The following is a 20,974-nucleotide window of genomic DNA, read 5'->3' on the forward strand; positions in this document are numbered from 1 at the left end:
GCGCATCGCCGCCGACCTCGAGTCCGCCGATCCGGATAGTCCGGCTCGGGCGTCGCTCGATCATGCGCCAGGGGCGCACACTGCGGGGATCCTTGTCGGATGAGGTCATAGGGTGGCTCCATGGCGGCGCGCACAAGCCGCGCCGCATCGCACATTCCCCCTGCATATAACGTGTCGCCCGCGCGGTTTCGACCGGTCAGGGCATTATCAGCGGAATTGCCGCAGATCGGGTTCAGCGCGGCTGGTTTTCCGCCACCGTGGCCGGCTCAGGCAGGACAGGCAGGTTCTCGACCACCATGCCCGGCTCGCCGAGCGGCCCGATCACCTCGCCGTCGCGCACGAGTATGATGGCGCCCGCATCTTCCGCCGAAACCGTCAGGCCCGGCTCGAGGGCGCGATAGGTCTCGCCCGGCAGTACGTCGCGGGAGAACAGGATACGTCCGGAAGCATCACGGACTTCCATCCAGGTCGGTGCTTCGGCGCGCATGACCACATCGCCGATCCCGGCCGGATCGGCGCCGATGGGAAGATCGCTCCAGATCGCATCGACCGAGGCCGGCGACCGCGCGTCGAAATCCGCACGCGCCCATTCCGGCGCCGCATCGGGCGGCGAAGGCAGATTGTTCAGGATCGGATTGCCGGAGGTCTGTTCGGCATACCACCAGGCCACACTGGCCAGGGCGATCAGGATCAGGATAGCCCCGAAGGCGCCGCGCGGCAGCTTGATCGGCTCGCGCGTCTTGGCGGCAGCGGTCGGCTGAGCGCGCCCGGTCTCGGTATCGACCTCGCGCTTGAACTGTTCGACGACGCCCGCCGGTTCCAGGGAGAGGAAGCTGGCATAAGTGCGCAGATAGCCGATGGCATAGGCGCGGGCCGGCAGGCCGCGCGAATCCATGGTCTCCAGCGCCTCCAGATAATCGGACCGGATGCGGGTCGCATCGGCGGCCTGTTTCAGCGACAGGTTCATGCGGGCGCGTGCCTCACGCAGGCGCTCACCGGCCGTCATACTGACATAACCAACACCGTCATCGGTATAGACGGCATCGACGGGTACGAAATCCGTACCGGACGCTTGACCTGACATAACCATCCACCGCTCTCTCATCCGGAGCGATTGTCACCCTTGGAACGCGACTGGGGGAATTACCCTTACCGCTTCCTTATAAGATCAAATCACTCGCCCGTTTTCAACTGCCTCGCGGGGCAGTCCCGCCTCATCTCCCGCTTCCAGGAGGAGAGGGCGCAAGCTGTCCGCGGGGCTTGCAAGGCGGCTCGCAAGCCAGGTGCCAAGTTTCCGGGCATCGAGTCCCGAGACGAGTTTCTTGATCGGGCCGATGTTGGATGCGGCCATGGAAAGGTTTCGATAACCAAGCGCCACAAGTACTGCAGCCTCCAGCGGCTTGGCCGCCACTTCACCGCAAACCGAGACGGGCGTGTCGTGCGCCACGCAGATATCGTTTATGCGTTTGAGCAGATCGAGTGCCGACGGGCTGAGAACATCGTACCGTTCCGAGACACGTGAATTCTGCCGGTCGGCCGCAAAAAAATACTGCATCAGGTCATTGGCGCCGACGGAAACGAAGTCGACACTGTCGATGGCGTGTTCGAGCGCCCAGGCCATGCCGGGCGTTTCCAGCATGATGCCGACCCTGACCTCGGACGGCAGATCGTGGCCGGCGCGCTTGGCATGCAGGAGTTCACGGTCGAGCATGTCTCGCGCGGCGCGCATCTCCCAGGGCGCGGCAATCATGGGGAACATAACCTGCAATTGCCGCCCGGCCGCCGCCAGGATCAGGGCGCGCAGCTGGTAGCGCAACAGGCCGGGACGGTCGAGCCCCATGCGGATGGCGCGCCAGCCCAGGGCGGGGTTGGGCTCCACGGTCGAGGGGGCGAACGGTGCCACCTTGTCGCCGCCCAGATCGAGCGTGCGAAACACGACCGGCTTGTTGCCGGCCGCATCGAGCACCGCCTTGTAGACCGCGGCCTGGGCCGACAGACGCGGCAATGTCTCCGCCACCATGAACTGGAATTCGGTCCGGAATAAGCCGACGCCATCCGCCCCGATCTCGTCCAGCGCCATCAGTTCGATCAGAAGGCCCGCATTCATGTGCAGGCCGACCCGCACACCGTCGGCGGTCACGGCCGGCCCGCGCAGCTCGGCATAGGCCAGGCGCCGCTCGGACAGCGTCCGAATCCGTGCTTCGTAGGTTTCCACCACATCGGGCTGGGGGCGGATGTGCAACAGGCCAAACTCGCCATCCAGGATCACCGGATCGCCGTCCTCGGCCCGGTCCAGCGCGCCTTCCAGCCGGCCGACCAGCGGGATCCCGAGCGCCTTGGCTACAATCGCGGCATGCGACGAGGCCGAGCCCTCTTCCAGGGCGATGCCCTTGAGTTTTTCGCGATCGAAATCGAGCAGTTCGGCCGGGCCGATATTGCGCGCGATGATGATCGCATTGTCCGGCAGGTTCGCCGTCTTCACCCCGCCTTCGAGATGCCGCAACAACCGGTTGGCCAGGTCTTCCAGATCGTGAAGGCGTTCGCGGAAAGTATGATCCGCTGCCTTCATCAGGCGGGCGCGGTTCTCGTTCCGGACCCGCTCGACCGCCGCCTCCGCGGTCAGCCCGCGGCGCACGGCCTCGCGCAGGCGTTCCAGCCAGCCCCGGTCGTGGGCAAACATGCGGTAGGCCTGCAGCACGTCCCGCGTCGGTCCGCCGAAAGGAATACGCCCGCTGTCGAGCATGTCGTCGATTGAGGCGCGCAATGCGCTGATCGCCGTGTCGAGCCGTTCCTCTTCGCCGGCGGGGTCGTCGGCAATCAGCCGCGCCGACTCGACATGCGGCTCGAACAACACCGCCACACCCTTGGCCACGCCACCGGAGAACGCCCCGCCCTGGAAGCGTTCCGGCCGCGACTGACGCAGGTCCAGCCCGGCCATTTCCTCGGATTCCACAATGTCGCCGGAGGCTACAATCTCGGCCAGCACCATGGCCACGGTCTGCAGCGTCTCGATTTCATCGCCCGCGACCTGACGCTCCTGCGCCGTCTGGGCCGTCAGCACGCCGACCATGCGGCCGCCGCGCAGGATCGGCACGCCGACGAAGGTGTTGAAGGGTTCCTCGCCCGTCTCAGGCTTGTAGGAAAATGCCGGGTGCGCGCGCGCATTCGAGGTCGACAGCGGCCGCGCCCGGCGCGCTACCAGGCCGACCAGGCCCTCGCCCGGCTGCAGGCGCACATGGTGGACCGATTCCGGCTTCAAGCCGTAGGTCGCACAGAGTTCCAGCGCATTGGACTGGCGGGCCAGATAGATCGAGCAGACGTCCCAACCCGCTTCCTCCGCGATCATGGCAGTGAGATGATCCAGGCGGGCCTGGGCATGCTCCTGCACCGCCATGAGCTCACGCATGCGCTTGAGCAGTCGGCGGGGATCGCGCATGGGCGTTGTCTTCATGTCTTCCATGCCTACACCTGATCCAATCCATAGGCCGCGTGCAAGGCTCTCACAGCACGTTCCACGGCATCGTTCTCAATAAGCGCGGAAATCTTGATTTCCGACGTGGCCAGCACCCTGACCGAAATCCCGTGATCGCCCAGCACGGCGAACAGGGATCGCGCCACATCCGCGCGCTGGCGCAGTCCGGCCCCGACGATGGAGACTTTCGCCAGCCCGGTCTCCGAAGAGATGTCGACCCCCGGAAGCTCGCCCTCCAGAAGTGCCTGGGCGCGATCGAGATCGCGATGGGCCACGGAAAATTCGATATTCACCGTGCCCGGCGTGCGCGCCTGGGCCTGGACGATCATGTCGACACCGATCTCCGCGTCGGCCAGCAGGGCAAAGGTCCGCGCCGCCAGGTCCGACCGGCTGGACGCGCCCAGAAGCGCGATGCGCGCCTGATCGCGCGCATAGGCAACGCCGGAGACAATGCGCCGTTCCGCGATGCCGGTCTCTTTTACCACATCCGTGCCGCGGCTCTCACCCGCCGCCAGGAAGGAAGAGAGAACCCGCATCGGCACGCCGCGTGCCTTGGCGAACTCGACGGACCGGGTCTGCAGCACTTTCGCGCCCTGGGCCGCCAGTTCCAGCATCTCGTCATGGCTGATCGCCTCGAGCCGGCCGGCACCCGGTTCGATACGCGGATCGGTAGTGTAGACCCCGTCCACATCGGTGTAGATATCGCAGCGCGCGCCCAGCGCGGCCGCCAGAGCCGCCGCCGACAGATCGGTGCCGCCCCGACCCAGCGTGCGGACATCGCCCTCGCCGGTAATGCCCTGGAAACCGGCCAGCACCGGTACGATGCCCTGTTCCAGCACCGTCTCCAGAACCGAAACATCCATGCCCGCAATGCGCGCGGCACCGGGCGGTCCGTCGGTGATCACGGGCAATTGCCAGCCCAGGAAGGAGCGCGCATTCAGGCCCAGTTCGCGCAGGGCCAGCGCCATCAGTGCGGACGAGACCTGCTCGCCGGCTGCCAGCGCAACATCGGTCTCCGCGTCGCCCAGACCCGCGCCGAATTCTCCGGCCAGGCCCAGTATGCGGTCGGTTTCGCCGGCCATGGCGGAGACGACGACGGCCATTGTCTCGCCCCGCGCGGCCGCATCGGCGACAAGTCCGGCAGAATGGCGGATACGCTCGACCGAACCCACCGAGGTGCCGCCGAATTTTGCCACCACCCGCGTCATTGGCCTGTCCCTCGTGCTTCCCCTGCCTGAACGGTACGCCCATAACGTCGCACCGGGCTCGATTAGCGGCACCGGCAGGGCCATATTATGGCCAAGACGTGTAGCGATGCGCCGGCGGTTAGGTAAGCGGACACGGCCCGGCACGCAACGCTCGAACGCAATGATGGTCGATTACGCCTGCGAGGAGAAACTGGAATGGCCACGGCAACTGCGCCCGATACGCTGACCCGCCCCTCGGTCGATCCGGAGGAGGTCGAGAAATTTTCCCGCATCGCGGCGGAATGGTGGGATCCCGACAGCAAGTTCAAACCCTTGCACAAGTTCAACCCTGTGCGCCTGGGCTATATCCGCGACACTATCTGCGAGCATTTCGGCCGCGCCGGCGACACCCCCCTGAAGGGTCTGCGCATTCTCGATATCGGCTGCGGCGGCGGGCTGGTGTGCGAACCCATGGCGCGGCTCGGCGCCCGCGTGACCGGCGTCGACGCGGCCGAGGCCAATGTGAAGACCGCCAGCGTACATGCCGAACAGGAAGGGCTCCGGATCGACTATCGCCACGGCGTCGCCGAGCAATTGCTCGAGGCCGGCGAGGATCCCTTCGACGTCGTGCTCAATCTGGAAGTCATGGAGCATGTCGCCAATCCGCACACCTTCCTGATCGATTGCGCGAAACTGGTGAAGCCGGGCGGGCTGATGATCTGCGCCACCATCAATCGCACCTCCAAGGCCTTTGCGCTCGCGATCGTCGGAGCGGAGTGGATCATGGGCTGGTTGCCGCGGGGTACGCACCGGTTCGGCAAACTGGTCAAACCCGCCGAAATCCGTACCGCGCTGAGCGAGGGTGGAATGACGCTGCGCGAGCCCGTCGGCGTCACCTACAATCCCGTCACAGACCAGTTCTCCCTCGGTTCGGATACGTCGGTGAACTATATGGTGGTGGCGGACAAGGCCTGACGCTCCATACGAAAACGGCGCCGCCCGAAAGGCGGCGCCGTCTCCCTGCGCAAGGCCCGGTCAATAGCCGGTACGTCCCTCGTAGTGCCAGCGGCCGGATCCGTCGCGGCAGCTCTCAAAGCCGAAGCTCTGATAGTCGCCGTCGCGGTCATAGACTTCGGCATGCGCCGAAGCGCATTCGCGACCGTGCGAGTGATAGCGCCGGTCCGGGCGGATAACGCCGCGCCGGCCGGTGTCCGGATTGTGCCAGTAGGTCGGGCGGTTGTGATCGAAGGCGTCGTACTGGGCATAGACGAACTGGCCCCGATCGCATTCGGTCCAGCTGTGACCGCCGATATTGGCACTCAGGATCTCGCCGCCACCCAGGCTCAGCCCCAGGCCGAGACCGCCGGACGAGCGGGTGCGGCAGGCTCCGCGGTAATAGCGGAAATCATGCGCATGATAGCCGCGCTCATAGTAGGAGCTGTGATACTCGAACCGCGCCGAAGACTGGTGGTGGTAGTGTTGGGCGGCGGCTCCCCCGGCCAGCACAGCGAACGCGCCGAGGGCGGGGATGATCGTCTTGAAGCAGGTCATGTCGTCCTCCTTTTTTGGTCCCTCACTGGAAAGAACGCGCCAGCAGCCGGTTTTATTCCCGGGCGGGAGGATTTTTGCGGCCCGCCGGCCGCTGGCGCCAGGATCGGCGCCTCCGTTGTGCAGCGCCTGTTCTGGGTGTTGGGGTGGTTAGCGGTCCGGATTGCCGGCGCGCGCGCGGGCGCTTGCATCCACCGAAGCACGGGCTGACGCATTGCCGTTGCTGTCGGCGCGGGTCGAGCCGCTGGCACGGCCATTGGCCTCGACCGAGACCTGCGGCCGCGTATTGCGGGCGCGGCGGACTTCACCCCGCGCACGAACCGCCTGTTCGCGGGCTTCCCGGCGCACCGGCGCCGTGTCCGGCGCGTGCACTTCGGCCCTGGCGCGAGCCGAACCGCGGGCTGAACCGCGCACTGCCTGATGGGCAGTGCTGTCGCCCCGGACGGCACCACGGGCGGCAGCATCCGCACTGCCGCGAACATCCGCTGCTGTGCGGGCAGTGCGTTGCGCGCGGCGCGCATCGCGTTCGGCACGCTCGAGCCGCATCTGCTCGATCCGGCTCATCGGCCGGCCAACCCGAAGGCTCTGGCGGGCATGTCCCGTCACGTCGGTACGGCTGCGAAGATCGTTGTGGCCGAAACGGTCGATCCGGGTTTCCTGTGTCGCCCGGGCCGCGGTGTCAGTGACGGACGTCACCTGTGCCTGCCCGGCACCCGTTGCGAGCGCCGCCGTCAGAAGACCGGCCGTCAGAATGTAGGCGAAGGGCGTTTTCATCGATCTCTCCCTGTTCTGCGCCGGTCTCGAACCGGCTGACAGGAAGGACAACGATCCGGCGGAGCGTTTTCTTCCGCTTCATGGCCGAAAAATCAGTTTCCGCTTGCAGCGGTGCGGAATGTCGCTTCACCAACGACGCCATGGCCGTAGGTATTGTCACGGCCACGCCGCCCGGCATCGCGGGCCTCGGCCCTCAGACTGTCCAGGGCCCGGCGGGCTGCCGCCGGATCCGGCCGGTCGAGGCGCGATGCCAGCATGGCCGCCACCAGCGGTGCCGCATAGGATGTGCCGCGTACGGGTCCATAGCCACCGCTCGCCCGGGCTGCCCGCGGAAAGGCGCCGGGAGCTGCGAAGTCGACATGATCGCCCCGGCCGGCCTCGGGCAGGATCCGGCCGCGCTCGCCGATACCGGTCACGCCGGTAACGCCGTCATAGGCCGCCGGATAGAGCGGCCGCGCCGAAGGACCATCGTTGCCCACGGCGGCGACCACGATGTGGCCGCGCGAAAGGAGCAGCGAGACGACCCGTTCCAGCAGCCGGTTTTCCGGCCCCACCAGGGACACATTGACCACCGCCACGCCCTGTTCGGACATCCACCCCAGCGCCGCAACCAGCGCGTCGAGCGATCCGCCGGTCGGACCGTCGCCATAGATGTCCGCCGAATAGAGGTAGCCGCCCCCTATCAGCGAAGCGACAGCCGTGCCGTGCGCAGCGGGCAGATAGGCCGCGCCATGAAAGGCCCGCGTCGAAACACGAAATCCCGCCAGTGCCGGATGGCCGGGCTCGACCCCCGTATCGACGAGCCCGACGCGCAGGTGGCGGGGCGCGGACTGGGCCGACACCAGCGCCGCCGCATGGCCGGACCGGGTGTAGATATGGTTGAAGTCGTAAAGCCCGCCCGGATCGATACGGCGAGCCAGGTCCAGCGCCCGCCGCGTCGATAGCCCCGGCGGGGCTTCGAGCACGAACAGGCTGAGTCCCAGCCCTGGCAGCGGGCGATCGCGCACAAGGGCAAAACCCTGGCCCAGGACGAGACCAAGTGCCGAGCGGCTTTCGGCCAGCACCGTGATCTGGTTGCGCACGATGACGGAGCGGTCCGGGCCGCGTTCCAGAACATCCGGATTCTGCCGCAGGAGCGTGTCCAGGGTTTCCCGGCGGGTGTCCTCGACATCCTCGCGCAGTTCGTCCACCTGGTCGCGTGTCCGATCGATCCGGTCCCGCAATACGTCGTCGACACGCCCGGTTGGCAGGTCGGGAAGATCGACGGGGAGCTGGGCATCGGCGGGTATCGCCAGGCCCAGCGCCAGGGCGGCTGCCAGTCCGCATACGATCCGTCCGCCGATCATCACATAGCTCCGCAGGCTGCGCTTTTTGTTCCGTCTGTGATAACGCATGGAAGAAAGTCTTTCTTCCCGTCGTTGTCGGTGCAAGGGCATGAGCGCGAGAACCCCGCGTTTGGAAAACGAGATCATCGCTCTGCTGCCCCGGCTGCGCCGGTTCGCACGTTCGCTTACCCGCGATGCGGCCGACGCCGACGATCTCGTCCAGATGACACTGGAACGCGCCCTTGCCCGCCTGGACCAATGGAAGGACGGCACGCGTCTGGACAGCTGGATGTACCGTATCATGAAAAACGCCTGGATCGATGAGGTGAGGTTCCGTCAGCGGCGCGATGCCCGGTTTGCACCGGAAGATGCCGGTGCGCATATCGGCCGGGAGGATCCGGAATTCGAACGGCGCGTGCGCGCGATGTCGGTGGACCGCGCGATGGAAACCCTGCCGGAAGAACAACGCCTGGCGGTTGCCCTCGTCCTTGTCGAAGGGCTGTCCTACAAGGAAGCGGCGGCCGTGATGGACGTCCCCATCGGCACGCTGACCAGCCGTCTGGCGCGCGGACGAACCGCGCTGGAAGCCGTCCTCAATCCGGGCAAGGAGACTCCGCAGTGACGATCGAGGAGGACATGCTGATGGCCTATGTCGATGGCGAGCTGGATGCCGCCGCGGCGGCGCGCGTGGAAACCGCCCTGGCGAACGATCCCGAACTCAAAGCCCGGTTCGACGCCATGCAGGCGCTGCGCGGAACGTTGTCCGAACACTACGATCCCGTGCTCGACGAACCGGTGCCTGCCCGTCTCGAAGCGCTGATAAGACCGGCCAGGGCGGCGCGCCCGAGGGCGACCGCTGCAAACCCGGTTTCACAATGGCTGGACCGCCTGCGGCAGGGTTGGCAGGCACCGCAATGGGCCGCCGTGGCCGCAGCACTGGTCCTGGGCGTTCTTGCCGGCACCCAGCTCGGCATTCCGGGGGACCGCAGCATCCTGACCGTCGAAAACGGGCGGCTCGCTCCGGGAGGTCCGCTCGCCGCTGCGCTGGACCGTCCGGGGCCGGGGCGCGGCGACATAGCGGTGCAAGTCAGTTTTCGCCGTGCCGACGGCCGCTATTGCCGTACCTTCACGGCCTCGGACACGGCCGGCATCGCATGCCGCGATGCCGGTGCCTGGCAGATCGAACTGGCCGCGCCCGCCGCCGGTCAGGAGACCGAAATCCGTACCGCCGGAAGCGCACTTCCACCGGCGGTACTCGAACACATGGATGTTCTGATCGAGGGCGACGCCCTTTCCGCAGAGGAGGAGATCAGCGCCGCGGAACGCGGGTGGCGGCCCGAATAGGCCTAGTTTGCCTTCTTCGGCGGCACCGGCGCGAACATGTCCGGCAGGGGTGTAACGGCGACACCATCGTCGGCGAGCTGGCGGCTGTCGCCGAAACTGGCTTCGCCATAGATCAGCCGCTGCGGCTTCTTTCCCTCGTGCATCTCGCGCGCCTCGCGGGCGAACTCGGCGCCGACATAGTCGAAGTTCTTGCGGATATGCGCCTTCACCTGGTCGGCAAGCTGTTTCAGGCGCTTCTCCGGCGGAATGTCGTCCTCACGCCTTCCGGCGGTGGCAACGGCCGGCGACATCACCGCCTTGCGCACCAGAGTGGAGCCGCAATGGGGGCATTCGACGAGATCACGCGCGACCTGGTCGTCATAAGAAGCAGAATTTGAAAACCAGGCCTCGAACTCATGGGCCCGGTCACACACCAATGCGTAGCGGATCATGGTCTCGTCATTTCGTCCGGCCCCTGAAGATCCCGGTCATGCGTGAGGGCCGGGATACGGCGCCGGGATTCCTCGACTTTCGTCAAATCGAGCGAGGCTGTCAAAACACCAGGTTCATCGTCTTCAAGCGTGGCAACGATATCGCCCCACGGACCGACGATCATGGAATGGCCCCAGGTGCGGCGTCCGTCCTCGTGCAGCCCGCCCTGGGCGGGCGCCAGGACATAGCTGCCGGTTTCTATCGCCCGCGCACGCAACAGAACCTCCCAGTGCTCACGCCCTGTCGGCCGGGTGAAGGCCGACGGCACGGTCAGGATCTGCGCGCCCGCCTGGGCCAGCCGGCGATAGAGATAAGCGAAGCGGACATCATAGCAGATCGACAGGCCCAGCCGCGCGCCCTCGGCCTCTGCGACAACCAGCCGGTCGCCGGCGCGGTAATTGTCGCTTTCGCGATAGGTCTCGCCCTGACCCAGCCCGACATCGAACATGTGGGCCTTGTCATAGGTTGCGACCAGGCCGCCATCGGGCGCGAACAGGAAGGACCGGTTGGCGGCCTTGCGCCCGGCAGTGCGCACCGCCAGCGATCCGATCAACAGGCTGATCCCCAGTTCTTTCGCGAGAGCCGCGAAGGCCGGAATGGCCGGTTCCGTCTCCGGCGCATGCATGACCTTGAGCGCTTCGGCCGCGTCCTTCTGGACCAGATGCGTGGTTTCCGGCGTAGCGACCAGACGGGCCCCTGTCGCCGCGGCCTTGCGGATCAGATCCGTTGCCGCGGCAATATTCGCCGCCGGGTCGATCCCGGAGCGCATCTGGACGAGGGCGACGTCGAGCCGGGCCATTATGCGGACAACAGCGAGTCGAGCTTGCCGGCGTGTTCCAGCGCCATCATGTCGTCGCAGCCGCCGACATGAATGTCGCCGATGAAAATCTGCGGAAAGGTGCGTGCGCCATTGGAGCGTTGCATCATTTCTTCGCGCCTGGCCTGGTCGAAACCGGCATCGATCTCGTTGAAATTCACGCCCTTGGATTTCAAGAGCGATACCGCCCGGGCACAATAGCCGCACATCGGACGGGTATAGATGGTCACATCTGCCATATAACAAACTCCTGGATGGACCCTAGATAGTCGGATCGCTCGTCCTGACAACGCGGCACAGTGTCATAACGTATACACGCACCGCCCCCGCCCGTTTCAACGCCCGCGCGCAGGCCGTTGCCGTGGCGCCGGTGGTGAAGACATCGTCGATCAGGACGAAACGACGTCCCTGCACACTGTTCCGGTCCGGCACGACAAAGGCGCCCGCAACATTGCGCTTGCGCGATTTGGCGCTCTGACCCGCCTGGCTGGGCGTGGCCCGCTTGCGCAGGAGCCGGTCCGTCTCCATCGGCAAGCCGGTTCGCGCCGAAAGCGCCCGCCCCAGCAGCGCAGACTGGTTGTAGCGGCGCGACCAGAGCCGGCGCCAGTGCAGGGGAACGGGCAAGATAACGTCAGCATCGGCCAGGCAGTCACCGCCGGCCACCGTCATCCAGCGCGCGAACCGGTCGATCATTTCGCGCCGCCCGCCATGCTTGAAACCCAGTACCAGCGGACGCGACGCATCGTCATAGGCCAGCGGTGCCCGGGCCTTGTCGAAAACCGGCGGCCTGGCGATACACATGGCGCACAGCGTGGCCGCCTGTGAGCCGCCCGCACCGGGATAGGGAAAGGGCAGGCCGCAGGTGGAACACCACGGCGCATCCAGGAAAGTCAGTCCGTGCCAGGCGGCGGGCGCCAGGCGCCCATTCTCCTCCACCGCTGCGCCGGAGACCGGACAGACCGGCGGCCAGGCCAGGTCCGATAATCGCTGCAAGGCGTGTGCGATCACACAGCTCCCCCCTTTCCTCCCGGACCGGCAGGAGGCATATCCCGGTCATGAACACCGAAACCCTGCCCCGCCTGTTCGACCGGTCCCTGCTGGCCCGGCGCCGCAACCGTGCCGCGGCGAAACTGGCAGACTACAACTTTCTGGTGCGCCGCGCATTCGACGATATCTGCGATCGGGTCGAGAGCATTACGCGGGACTTTCAACGCACGGCGATCCTGGGCGGCGGTCCGGGGCTGACCGACGAGTTCGCCTCACGACCGGCTGGCGGCAAGACCGGCTGGGCCGTCCAGAGCGATCTGGCAGCCGGTGTCGCCGCAACGCTCGACACGCCGGCCCTTGCGCTGGACGAGGAGGCCCTGCCTTTTGCCGGGGAAAGCCTGGACCTGGTACTGGCCCCCTGGGGCCTGCACTGGACCAACGACCTACCCGGCGTGCTCGTGCAGATCAATCATGCGCTCAAGCCTGACGGTTTTTTTGCCGGCGCCCTGCTGGGCGGAGCGACGCTGACCGAGTTGAGGCAATGCCTGATGACGGCGGAGAGCGAGCTGACCGGCGGGGTCAGCGCCCGCATCTCGCCCTATGCCGGCACGTTCGACATGGCCGCTCTCATGCAGCGCGCCGGCTTTGCCATGCCGGTGGCCGATATCGACCGCGTCACCGTGCGATACGACAATATTTTCGCCCTGATGAACGATCTGCGGGGCATGGGCGAGACGTCGGTCCTGGCCGAACGGCCGAAACCGGCCACCCGCGCCCTGTTCTTCCGTGCCGGCGAGATCTACCGGGAAAAGTTCTCCGATCCCGACGGCCGCATCCGCGCCACCTTCGAGATCGTCCACGCCGCCGGCTGGGCGCCGCATCCGGACCAGCCCAAGCCGAAACGCCCGGGATCGGCCACACATCGCCTGGCGGATGCGCTGGGTGTGAAGGAACAGTCGCTGGACGAGAAGGCGGGACGGTAAATTCGGGCTTCTTCCCGGTATCGTCGGGAAGCGGGAACACCATGACAGCCTAGAACGGCGCGCTGGCGTCCTGGAACATGCCCAATACGGCCGGGCCGATCATGGCCAGACCTGCCACAGCCGCAATTGAGATGACAACCGCGATCATCGAATATTCGATCGCCGTGGCGCCGCGCGTGTCGCGCAGGAAGAGGGCGAGGCGCGCGATCACAGACGGTCCCTCAGTTCCGCCGCCAGCGGGCGGTCGGCTGCGGGCATGGGATAGTCCATGAGACGCTCCTTGCGGACCCAGGCGATCTCCTGGCCTTCGTGGGGATGCGGGAACCCGTCCCAGGTGCGGCACAGGAAGAGCGGCATCACGATATGGAAGTCGTCATAGGGGTGGGAGACGAAGGCAAAGGGGTGCAGGCACCGTTCGCACGGTTCCACGCCCAGCTCTTCTCGCAGTTCTCGCACCACGGCCTGCTCCGGCGTTTCGCCCGGCTCGATCTTGCCGCCGGGAAATTCCCAAAGCCCCGCCATCGGTTTGCCTTCGGGCCGCCTGGCAATGAGGATCCGTCCATCGGTATCCAGCAAGGCACAGGCAGCGACATGGATCACCGGTTTGGGGCCACGAGCGGTCATGGTGCCTGAACTCCCTTAAGGACGCGTGCAAAAACGCAATGAATGCGGGCTTAACCCGGTGCGTCGTCCGTGTCCCCGTCTTCCGGCAGATCGGCACTGCCGCCCTCGCCATTTCCGTTCGTCCCCGGTCCGGCCGTAATGGGCAATTCCGGCCGATCGATCTCGGCCTCCTCGCGCAGCCCCTCGATCAGCGCTTCGAGCTGGTCGAACGTATAGAAGCGCACAATGTTCGGCCGCAGCTGTTCCAGCGAGGGCGGAGGCTGGCGGCGGCGGTCGACGACAGTGAGAAGATGCCACCCGAACTCGGTCCGGAACGGTGCCGAGACTTCGCCCTCGGGAGTTGAAAAGGCCACGGCGCCAAAGGCCGGTAGGATGCCGCCCCGCGTGAAATAACCCAGATCCCCGCCTTCCAGGCGCGTGGCACGATCCTGGCTCATCGCCACAGCGAGTTCGGCAAAATCCCGCCCCTCGGCCAGGAGCTGGGCAATGGCATCGGCCTCTTCGCGGGTCTCCACCAGAATGTGGCGCGCACGCACTTCCTCGCCCAGCGGGATCAGCTGGATCTGCTCCTGATAGATGCGCTGGATGGTTTCCTCTGTGACCGCATCGGCCAGCGCCGTCTCCACCAGGACATTACCCAGGATCCGCTCTTCCGCCAGGGCCAGGCGCCGCCGCGCCTCCTCGGACCGGTGCAGCCCGCGGCGGCGCGCCTCCAGCGCCAGTAGCCGCTGGTCGATCAGCTCCTCCAGTACGCGCTCGAACTCGCCCTCGCCGGGGGCCGGAGGCATATCCAGCTCCCCTTCGGCCTGGGCCATGGCCTCGCGTTCCACATCAGACCGGCGGATCAGCGTTCCATCGACCCGCGCGACGACCGGATCGGTCTCATCCGGCGACACCGCGGGCGGCGGCGCCTCCGGCTCGGCAGCCCGGCGCGGCTCGGGACCGCATGAGACCAGACCGGCCGCAATCAACAGCAGTGGGATAAAAACCCGCAGAAACACCACGCCAGCAATCCTTTACGGGAATTTGCCGCCCGGCTGCCGCCGCGCCGCTTGATTGACACCTATCCGCCCCATCCTTAAGTCACCCTGACGTTTCAAAGCAATGCTGGCGTCCTCGGCGTACGGGACGGACCCCGACCGCCGGAGGCCGTCGTCATCGTACATAAAGCCAGAGCACATGCTGTCCATAGCCCGCAAGATCTTCGGAACCGAGAACGACCGCAAACTTCGCCGCATGCGGCCAACGGTCGAAAAGATCAACGCCCTTGAACCCGACTACGAAAAGCTTTCCGACAGCGAGCTGAAAGCGAAGACGGCGGAATTCCGCAACCGTCTCGAGCAGGGCGACAAGCTCGACGATCTGCTGACCGAAGCCTTCGCTGCCGTGCGCGAAGCCGCGAGGCGCGCCCTGGGCCTGCGCCCCTACGACGTGCAGCTGATGGGCGGCATGGTACTGCACCAGGGCTCGATCGCCGAGATGAAGACCGGTGAGGGCAAGACGCTGGTCGCCACCCTGCCCTGCTATCTCAACGCGCTGGCCGGCAAGGGCGTCCATGTCGTGACCGTGAACGACTATCTCGCCAGGCGCGATGCGGAATGGATGGGCAAGGTTTTCGGCAAGCTGGGCATGACCACAGGCGTGATCGCGCATGGCATGACCGATCCGGAACGCCGCCAAGCCTATGCCTGCGACATCACCTACGCGACAAATAACGAGCTTGGCTTCGATTATCTGCGCGACAACATGAAATACTCGGTCGAGGAGATGGTGCAGCGCGGTCACGGATTCGCCATCGTCGACGAGGTCGATTCCATTCTCATCGACGAGGCGCGGACCCCGCTGATCATTTCCGGGCGCACCGAAGACCGGACCGAATTCTACAAGACGATCGACCAGCTGATCCCGCTCCTGGGCGAGGAGTGCTACGAGATCGACGAGAAGGCCCGGTCGATCCTGCTGACCGAAGAGGGCAATGAAGAGGTCGAGCGCCTCCTCAAGGAGCGCGAGCTGATCAAGGAGGACAGCGATCTCTACGATGTGGAGAACATTGCGACCGTCCACCACGTCAACCAGGCGCTCAAGGCGCACAAGCTCTTCGTCAAGGACAAGGACTACATCATCAAGGACAATGGCGTTGTCCTGATCGACGAGTTTACCGGCCGCATGATGCCGGGCCGGCGCCTGTCCGACGGCCTGCACCAGGCGATCGAGGCCAAGGAAGGCACCGAGATCCAGCCGGAAAACCAGACCCTCGCCTCGGTCACCTTCCAGAACTATTTCCGCCTCTACGGCAAGCTCGCCGGCATGACCGGGACGGCGCTCACCGAGGCCGACGAGTTCATGGACATCTACAAGCTGGGCGTGGTCGAAATTCCGACCAACAAGCCGATCGCACGGATCGACGAGGAAGACAGCGTCTACCGTACCGCCCAGGAAAAATACGATGCCGCCATTGCGGATATCGAGGATTGCGTGAAACGCGGCCAGCCGGTCCTGGTCGGCACGGCGTCGATCGAGAAATCCGAACTGCTTTCGGAAATGCTCAAGAAGCGCAAGATCAAGCACCAAGTGCTCAATGCACGCTATCACGAGCAGGAAGCCTATATCATTGCCGATGCCGGGGTACCGGGCGCGGTGACCATCGCCACCAACATGGCCGGCCGCGGTACCGATATCCAGCTGGGCGGCAATGTGGAGATGCGCCTGGCCGCCTGGCAGGCCGAACAGAAGGAAGCCGGCCGGGAGCCGACCGAGACCGAGATCGCACAGCAGCGCGAGAAGATCTCTGCCGATGTGGCCGAAAAAAAGCAGCAGGCCCTGGACGCCGGCGGTCTCTACGTGCTGGCCACGGAACGGCACGAAAGCCGCCGCATCGACAATCAGCTGCGCGGCCGGACGGGCCGTCAGGGCGATCCGGGACGGTCGAAATTCTACATCTCCGTTCAGGACGATCTCCTGCGCATTTTTGCTCCGGAACGCCTGGACGGCATCATGCGCACCCTGGGCATGAAGGAAGGCGAGGCGATCGAGCATCCCTGGATGTCCAAGGCACTGGAAACCTCGCAGAGGAAGGTCGAGCAGCGCAATTTCGACATCCGCAAGAATGTTCTCAAATACGACGACGTCATGAACGACCAGCGAAAGGCCGTGTTCGAGCAGCGCATCGAGTTCATGACGTCCGACGATGTCGCCGACGTCATCAAGGACATGCGTCACCAGACCGCCGAGGACCTGGTCGCCGCGCACATCCCGCCCAAGGCCTATGCCGACCAGTGGGATGTCGACGGTCTCGCCGAAGAGGTGCGCAACACATTCGGCCTGGATCTGCCGATCGCCGACTGGGCGCAGGAAGAGGGCATCGCCGACGAGGAAATCCTGGAACGCATCACCGGCGCCGCCGACAAGGCCTTTGCGGAAAAGGCCGCCACGGCCGGGCCGGACCTGATGCGGCGCGTCGAGAAGTCGATCCTGTTGCAGGCCATCGACATCAACTGGCGCGAACACCTGCAAAATCTCGATGCCATGCGCTCGATGATCGGGCTGCGTTCCTACGCCCAGCGCAATCCGCTGAACGAGTTCAAGACCGAGGCCTTCTCCCTGTTCGAGCACATGATGGACAATCTGCGCGGCGAGGTGACGCGTCAGCTGATGCTGTTGCGCTTCGAGCGCCCGCCGGCAGCACCGGAGGCGCCCCGGGACATGCAGGAAACCCATATCGATCCTCGTACCGGCCGCAACGAAATGGACGGCGCCGAGGGTCAGCCCGTGGCGCCGCGCATTGCCCCGACCCAGCGCCGGGCACCGACACCGGCCGATCCCAACAAGCCGGAGACCTGGGGCCGCGTCGCCCGCAACCAGGCCTGCCCGTGCGGATCCGGCAAGAAATACAAGCACTGCCACGGCGCCATCGGCCAGGCCTCGGCCTGATACCCGTGGGCGCAATGCGTCTCAGACCGGCTCGCCCGGATGAGGAAGAGGCGCTGTCCCGCCTGTGCCTGAAATCAAAGGCGTACTGGGGCTATGATGCGGCCTTCATGGCCGCTGTCTCGCCCTATCTGAAGGTGACCTCCCAGGCGATCGAGGCGGGTTTCACCACCGTGGCCGAGACTGGTGAGGGCACACTGCTCGGTGTCTGCCAGATCGAACCGGGCGGAGAACACGGCTCGCTCGACCTTCTCTTCGTCGCGCCGGAGGCGATCGGCACAGGCGCGGGCCGTGCCCTGTTCGAACACGCCAAGCAACAGCTCCGCGCGAAGGGAGAGACGGTCATGACCATCCTGTCCGATCCCTATGCCGAGCCCGCATATCTGCACATGGGGGCAAAACGCGTGGAAATGCGGCCTTCCGACGTTTTCGAGGGGCGCAAACTGCCCTGGCTTGAAGTCGCCCTCTAACCGGCCCCGCTCATCTCGACCAGCTTGGCGACGGTGTTGAGATTGCGCATGGTTCCGTCCTTGGCCGCAGGCACCACCAGTTTCGATCGCGCCATGCCCTCGCCGTAATGGATGTAGACCTCGTGCCGTCCGGCAGCCACGATCTCATCCGCTTGATGACGCAGTGTATCCTGAAGGTCCGCGGGCGGCGGACCATTGAGGAAGAGGACGATACAGCGATTGCCCGCCGCCTGCGGGAAGGGATTGGCCTCGAACACAGCCTGCATCTGCGCCGGCGTTCGCATCAGCACACCGACCGGCTTGCCCGCATAGGTCTCCAGCGCCGCTTCGAGCCGGGCCCCTGCAGAGCCGATATCCAGATCGCTCTCGAACACCAGGTTTCCGCTGGCGATATGGGTACGCGGATTGTCGAAGCCGAGACGGGCCGCCATCGCCCGCAGCTCCGCCATGGGCAGTTTTCCGGTGCCGCCCACATTGACGGCGCGCAGGAGGGCGATGTGCGTGGGCATCAGGGCTCCCGGAGCGGTTAGCGCTCCAGTTCGATATCCCAGTAGAGATAGTCGAGCCAGCTTTCGTGGAGGAATTTCGGCGGGAATTTCCGGCCCTGGGCCTGCAGCTCGTGCATGGTGGGGCGCTGCGGCGGCCGCGGCAGTGGCATGCGGGCATCGCGCGGCGTGCGCCCGCCTTTCTTCAGATTGCACGGCCCGCAGGCGGCGACGATATTTTCCCACGATGTCTTGCCGCCGGAGCGGCGCGGAATGACGTGGTCGAAGGTCAGCTGATCCACCCCGCCGGCACCGCAATAAACGCACCGGAAGCCGTCGCGCAGCCAGACATTATAGCGTGTGAAGGCGGGGCTGCGGTCCTGGGCGATGTATTCACGCAGGGCCACGACCGACGGCACATGCATCTCGAAACTCGGCGAGTGCACGACCTCGTCGTAATGGGAAACCACGGCCACGCGTTCCAGGAAGACGTTCTTGATGGCCTCCTGCCACGGCCAGGTCGACAGGGGCCAGTAGCTCAGGGGCTGATAGTCCGCATTCAGGACCAAACAAGGCCATCCCTGCGGCGCCCGATCAAGCACCTGCATGGCGACCTCCCTCATGGCGACCGGTCCATCGGTCCCGGAGAGAGTGTGTCTTTTGGACCTCGGTCCTGAAAGCTCACCTCCTGTCGCGTACAAGACGCGGATTCGTTTACCCGAATCATATCACGTCCAGAGCTTGGTAGGGACGTTACAAGTGTTCGCATGACAATCCCATGACGGTCCTGCGAATCTTGCGTGTCGCCAACGCGCTGTGGCCTATCGGTAACGCCCCGCCAGGGCATTGCCGATGAACCGGCCGCCGATGCGCAGCCCGTCCTCGCCGATCGAGTGCGGCAGCCCGTGCGAGATATGCCACTGCGCTCCGTGGCCGGCCGCGGCGATATGCTCCAGCGCGTCGAACATGAAGCCCGGCGGCAGGACCTGGTCCTGATCGCCATGGATCAGCATGATCGGCGGTTTCGACGTCATCTCCTCCTTGAGACGCGCCCCGCCCGGCAAGGCACCGGAAAAGCCCATGACCCCCGCCAGCGGCCGCTTGCGCCGCAGTCCGGCATGCAAGGCCAGCATGGTGCCCTGGGAAAAGCCGCATAGCACAAGATCCTGTTCGCCCAGCCGGTAGCGCTGGAGTTCCTGGTCGATGAAGGCGTCCACGACCGGCCAGGCCTGGGCGGCGCCGGCCTCGATCCGGTGCGGATCGAGGTTGGAAATGGGAAACCATTGAAATCCCCCCGGCGCACCGGGGACAGGGTCCGGCGCGTCGGGCGAGACCCATTGTACATGCGGCAGGTCGCGCGCCCAGTGCTGACCCAGCGCAATCAGATCCTGCCCGTTCGATCCATAACCGTGCAGGAAAATCACGAGTTTGCGCGGCGCCTGTCCGTCGCGCGGGGCCAGGCGCGGTCCGTCGATGGGTCTGCTCATGAAGGGCTCCGGTGTCGTGCAGTGCGAGGGGGAATAGCGGGATGCGGGCGGTGGGTGCAAGAGGCGTGGACGGATCATGCCCCCGGTTTGGCCGTGTCCACCCGCAATGCCTATATACGCCACAGCCGAGTCGCCACGCCCATGACCTTCACTACCCGCTTCGCCCCGTCGCCCACCGGCCATCTCCATCTCGGCCATGCCTTTTCGGCGTGGACGGCATTCCGTGCGGCCTGCGAGGCAGACGGCCGCTTCCTGCTGCGGCTGGAGGATATCGACACCGTGCGCTGCAAGCGGGAATTCGACGACGTCATCTACGACGATCTGCTCTGGCTGGGACTTGACTGGGAATTGCCGGTACGGCGGCAGTCCGAACATTTCGACGATTATGAAACCGTGCTGCAACACCTGCGCGGCCTTGGCGTGGTGTATCGCTGTTTCAAGACGCGCCGGGAAATCCTGGAAGACATTGCCCGCGCGCCGCATCATGCCGGCGAGGGCGCGGACGGACTGATCTATCGCGGTCCCGCCGAGCCCCTGAGTTCGGACGAGGAGGCCGAGCGCCTGTCTGCCGGCGAGCCCTATGCCTGGCGTCTGTCGCAGGCGCGCTGCCGCGAGGTTCTGGGTGAACGCTTCGGCGCGATGCACTTTCTCGAAGACGGAAAAGGCGAAATAGCCGCCGATCCCGATCCGCTGGGCGATGTGATCCTGGCGCGCAAGGATGTCGGCACCAGCTATCACATCGCCGTCGTGCACGACGATGCCCTGCAGGGCATCACCCATGTGATCCGCGGCGAGGACCTCTTTGCCATGACGCCGCTGCATGTCCTGCTGCAGACACTGCTGAACCTGCCCACCCCAGTCTACCGCCACCACCGGCTGCTGACCGACGCAAAAGGGCAGCGTTTCGCCAAACGCAACAAGGCAGCCACACTGAAATCCATGCGCGAGGCGGGCGCCTCGCCGGAAGATATCCGCGCCCGGTTTGCCGGCCCCTCCGTCACCTGACTGGATCGGGATCCGGCAAGCTGCATCCATTTCCGCGGTGAAAGGCATCCTGTTCGCGATACGGGATC

The 20,974-nt window shown here is 65.6% G+C and carries 24 protein-coding genes; 7 read left to right on the forward strand and 17 right to left on the reverse strand.

Going from position 1 to position 20,974, the window contains the following annotated elements; genetic code table 11:
• The 4 genes from Q1U94_RS14090 to Q1U94_RS00015 all read right to left on the reverse strand — a co-directional run.
• Positions 1-109, reverse strand: a 109-nt coding sequence (locus Q1U94_RS14090; RefSeq protein ID WP_366917240.1) for a hypothetical protein, incomplete at its 3' end; no start/stop codon positions are given.
• Positions 110-232: 123 nt separating this feature from the next.
• Positions 233-1,084 (reverse strand): helix-turn-helix domain-containing protein, encoded by an 852-nt coding sequence (locus Q1U94_RS00005; protein WP_300540507.1) that lies wholly within the window; start codon positions 1,082-1,084, stop codon positions 233-235.
• A gap of 84 nt (positions 1,085-1,168) precedes the next feature.
• Positions 1,169-3,436: a phosphoenolpyruvate--protein phosphotransferase gene (ptsP, locus tag Q1U94_RS00010; RefSeq protein WP_300540510.1), complete on the reverse strand. Its 2,268-nt coding sequence runs from the start codon at positions 3,434-3,436 to the stop codon at positions 1,169-1,171.
• 26 nt (positions 3,437-3,462) lie between these two features.
• Positions 3,463-4,680 (reverse strand): aspartate kinase, encoded by a 1,218-nt coding sequence (locus tag Q1U94_RS00015; protein WP_300540513.1) that lies wholly within the window; start codon positions 4,678-4,680, stop codon positions 3,463-3,465.
• Between the two features lie 195 nt (positions 4,681-4,875).
• Between Q1U94_RS00015 and ubiG the strand changes: the two genes are divergently transcribed.
• Positions 4,876-5,634, forward strand: a complete 759-nt coding sequence (gene ubiG / locus Q1U94_RS00020; RefSeq protein WP_300540516.1) for a bifunctional 2-polyprenyl-6-hydroxyphenol methylase/3-demethylubiquinol 3-O-methyltransferase UbiG — start codon at positions 4,876-4,878, stop codon at positions 5,632-5,634.
• A gap of 60 nt (positions 5,635-5,694) precedes the next feature.
• Here ubiG and Q1U94_RS00025 read toward each other — a convergent pair whose 3' ends face one another.
• The 3 genes from Q1U94_RS00025 to Q1U94_RS00035 all read right to left on the reverse strand — a co-directional run bounded on the left by Q1U94_RS00025 (position 5,695) and on the right by Q1U94_RS00035 (position 8,375).
• Positions 5,695-6,210 (reverse strand): RT0821/Lpp0805 family surface protein, encoded by a 516-nt coding sequence (locus Q1U94_RS00025; RefSeq protein ID WP_300540519.1) that lies wholly within the window; start codon positions 6,208-6,210, stop codon positions 5,695-5,697.
• Positions 6,211-6,357: 147 nt separating this feature from the next.
• A complete protein-coding gene (locus Q1U94_RS00030; protein WP_300540522.1) occupies positions 6,358-6,981 on the reverse strand; it encodes a hypothetical protein in 624 nt (207 codons plus the stop codon).
• Positions 6,982-7,073: 92 nt separating this feature from the next.
• A complete protein-coding gene (locus Q1U94_RS00035) occupies positions 7,074-8,375 on the reverse strand; it encodes a S8 family serine peptidase (RefSeq protein WP_300540525.1) in 1,302 nt (433 codons plus the stop codon).
• A gap of 40 nt (positions 8,376-8,415) precedes the next feature.
• Here Q1U94_RS00035 and Q1U94_RS00040 point away from each other — a divergent pair, with 40 nt between their 5' ends.
• Both Q1U94_RS00040 and Q1U94_RS00045 read left to right on the forward strand, forming a co-directional pair.
• A complete protein-coding gene (locus Q1U94_RS00040; protein ID WP_300540528.1) occupies positions 8,416-8,928 on the forward strand; it encodes a sigma-70 family RNA polymerase sigma factor in 513 nt (170 codons plus the stop codon).
• Positions 8,925-9,650 (forward strand): zf-HC2 domain-containing protein, encoded by a 726-nt coding sequence (locus Q1U94_RS00045; RefSeq protein WP_300540531.1) that lies wholly within the window; start codon positions 8,925-8,927, stop codon positions 9,648-9,650. Before Q1U94_RS00040 ends, Q1U94_RS00045 begins: the two co-directional genes overlap by 4 nt.
• A 2-nt stretch (positions 9,651-9,652) precedes the next feature.
• Here the strand turns inward: Q1U94_RS00045 and Q1U94_RS00050 are convergent, their stop codons facing one another.
• From Q1U94_RS00050 to Q1U94_RS00065, 4 genes are read right to left on the reverse strand one after another with little or no spacing between them, the layout of a single operon-like run.
• Positions 9,653-10,081, reverse strand: a complete 429-nt coding sequence (locus Q1U94_RS00050) for a DUF1178 family protein (protein ID WP_300540533.1) — start codon at positions 10,079-10,081, stop codon at positions 9,653-9,655.
• On the reverse strand, positions 10,078-10,920 hold the full coding sequence (locus tag Q1U94_RS00055) for a carbon-nitrogen hydrolase family protein (RefSeq protein WP_300540536.1): 843 nt from the start codon (positions 10,918-10,920) through the stop codon (positions 10,078-10,080). The genes Q1U94_RS00050 and Q1U94_RS00055 overlap by 4 nt, the downstream gene beginning before the upstream one ends.
• A complete protein-coding gene (gene grxC / locus Q1U94_RS00060; protein ID WP_300540540.1) occupies positions 10,920-11,177 on the reverse strand; it encodes a glutaredoxin 3 in 258 nt (85 codons plus the stop codon). The genes Q1U94_RS00055 and grxC overlap by 1 nt, the downstream gene beginning before the upstream one ends.
• A gap of 22 nt (positions 11,178-11,199) precedes the next feature.
• Positions 11,200-11,946, reverse strand: a complete 747-nt coding sequence (locus Q1U94_RS00065) for a ComF family protein (protein WP_300540543.1) — start codon at positions 11,944-11,946, stop codon at positions 11,200-11,202.
• 47 nt (positions 11,947-11,993) lie between these two features.
• Here Q1U94_RS00065 and Q1U94_RS00070 point away from each other — a divergent pair, with 47 nt between their 5' ends.
• A complete protein-coding gene (locus Q1U94_RS00070; protein ID WP_300540546.1) occupies positions 11,994-12,908 on the forward strand; it encodes a methyltransferase domain-containing protein in 915 nt (304 codons plus the stop codon).
• A 49-nt stretch (positions 12,909-12,957) separates the two neighbouring features.
• Here Q1U94_RS00070 and Q1U94_RS00075 read toward each other — a convergent pair whose 3' ends face one another.
• Genes Q1U94_RS00075 through Q1U94_RS00085 form a run of 3 tightly spaced genes read right to left on the reverse strand, consistent with a single transcriptional unit; the run spans position 12,958 to position 14,536 of the window.
• Positions 12,958-13,119: a Flp family type IVb pilin gene (locus Q1U94_RS00075; RefSeq protein ID WP_300540549.1), complete on the reverse strand. Its 162-nt coding sequence runs from the start codon at positions 13,117-13,119 to the stop codon at positions 12,958-12,960.
• Complete coding sequence (gene mutT / locus Q1U94_RS00080; protein WP_300540552.1) at positions 13,116-13,532, reverse strand: 8-oxo-dGTP diphosphatase MutT; 417 nt, start codon at positions 13,530-13,532, stop codon at positions 13,116-13,118. The genes Q1U94_RS00075 and mutT overlap by 4 nt, the downstream gene beginning before the upstream one ends.
• Positions 13,533-13,582: 50 nt before the next feature.
• Positions 13,583-14,536 carry a peptidylprolyl isomerase gene (locus tag Q1U94_RS00085; RefSeq protein ID WP_300540555.1) on the reverse strand — a complete coding sequence of 318 codons (954 nt, stop codon included), beginning with the start codon at positions 14,534-14,536 and terminating at the stop codon, positions 13,583-13,585.
• 175 nt (positions 14,537-14,711) lie between these two features.
• Here Q1U94_RS00085 and secA point away from each other — a divergent pair, with 175 nt between their 5' ends.
• On the forward strand, positions 14,712-17,462 hold the full coding sequence (gene secA, locus Q1U94_RS00090) for a preprotein translocase subunit SecA (RefSeq protein WP_300540559.1): 2,751 nt from the start codon (positions 14,712-14,714) through the stop codon (positions 17,460-17,462).
• Between the two features lie 14 nt (positions 17,463-17,476).
• On the forward strand, positions 17,477-17,929 hold the full coding sequence (locus Q1U94_RS00095; protein ID WP_300540562.1) for a GNAT family N-acetyltransferase: 453 nt from the start codon (positions 17,477-17,479) through the stop codon (positions 17,927-17,929).
• Here the strand turns inward: Q1U94_RS00095 and Q1U94_RS00100 are convergent.
• From Q1U94_RS00100 to Q1U94_RS00110, 3 genes are all read right to left on the reverse strand, one after another.
• Entirely contained in the window at positions 17,926-18,438 is a 513-nt protein-coding gene (locus Q1U94_RS00100) for a DUF1697 domain-containing protein (RefSeq protein WP_300540565.1), read from the reverse strand. The genes Q1U94_RS00095 and Q1U94_RS00100 overlap by 4 nt on opposite strands.
• Before the next feature lie 17 nt (positions 18,439-18,455).
• Complete coding sequence (locus Q1U94_RS00105; RefSeq protein WP_366917234.1) at positions 18,456-19,022, reverse strand: HNH endonuclease; 567 nt, start codon at positions 19,020-19,022, stop codon at positions 18,456-18,458.
• A 213-nt stretch (positions 19,023-19,235) separates the two neighbouring features.
• On the reverse strand, positions 19,236-19,901 hold the full coding sequence (locus Q1U94_RS00110; RefSeq protein ID WP_300540572.1) for a phospholipase: 666 nt from the start codon (positions 19,899-19,901) through the stop codon (positions 19,236-19,238).
• A 141-nt stretch (positions 19,902-20,042) separates the two neighbouring features.
• Between Q1U94_RS00110 and gluQRS the strand changes: the two genes are divergently transcribed.
• A complete protein-coding gene (gene gluQRS / locus Q1U94_RS00115) occupies positions 20,043-20,906 on the forward strand; it encodes a tRNA glutamyl-Q(34) synthetase GluQRS (protein WP_300540575.1) in 864 nt (287 codons plus the stop codon).
• The last annotated feature ends 68 nt before the right edge of the window (positions 20,907-20,974 follow it).

Origin of the sequence: Maricaulis sp. (genome assembly GCF_030149515.1) — a bacterium.
Taxonomy (GTDB): domain Bacteria; phylum Pseudomonadota; class Alphaproteobacteria; order Caulobacterales; family Maricaulaceae; genus Maricaulis.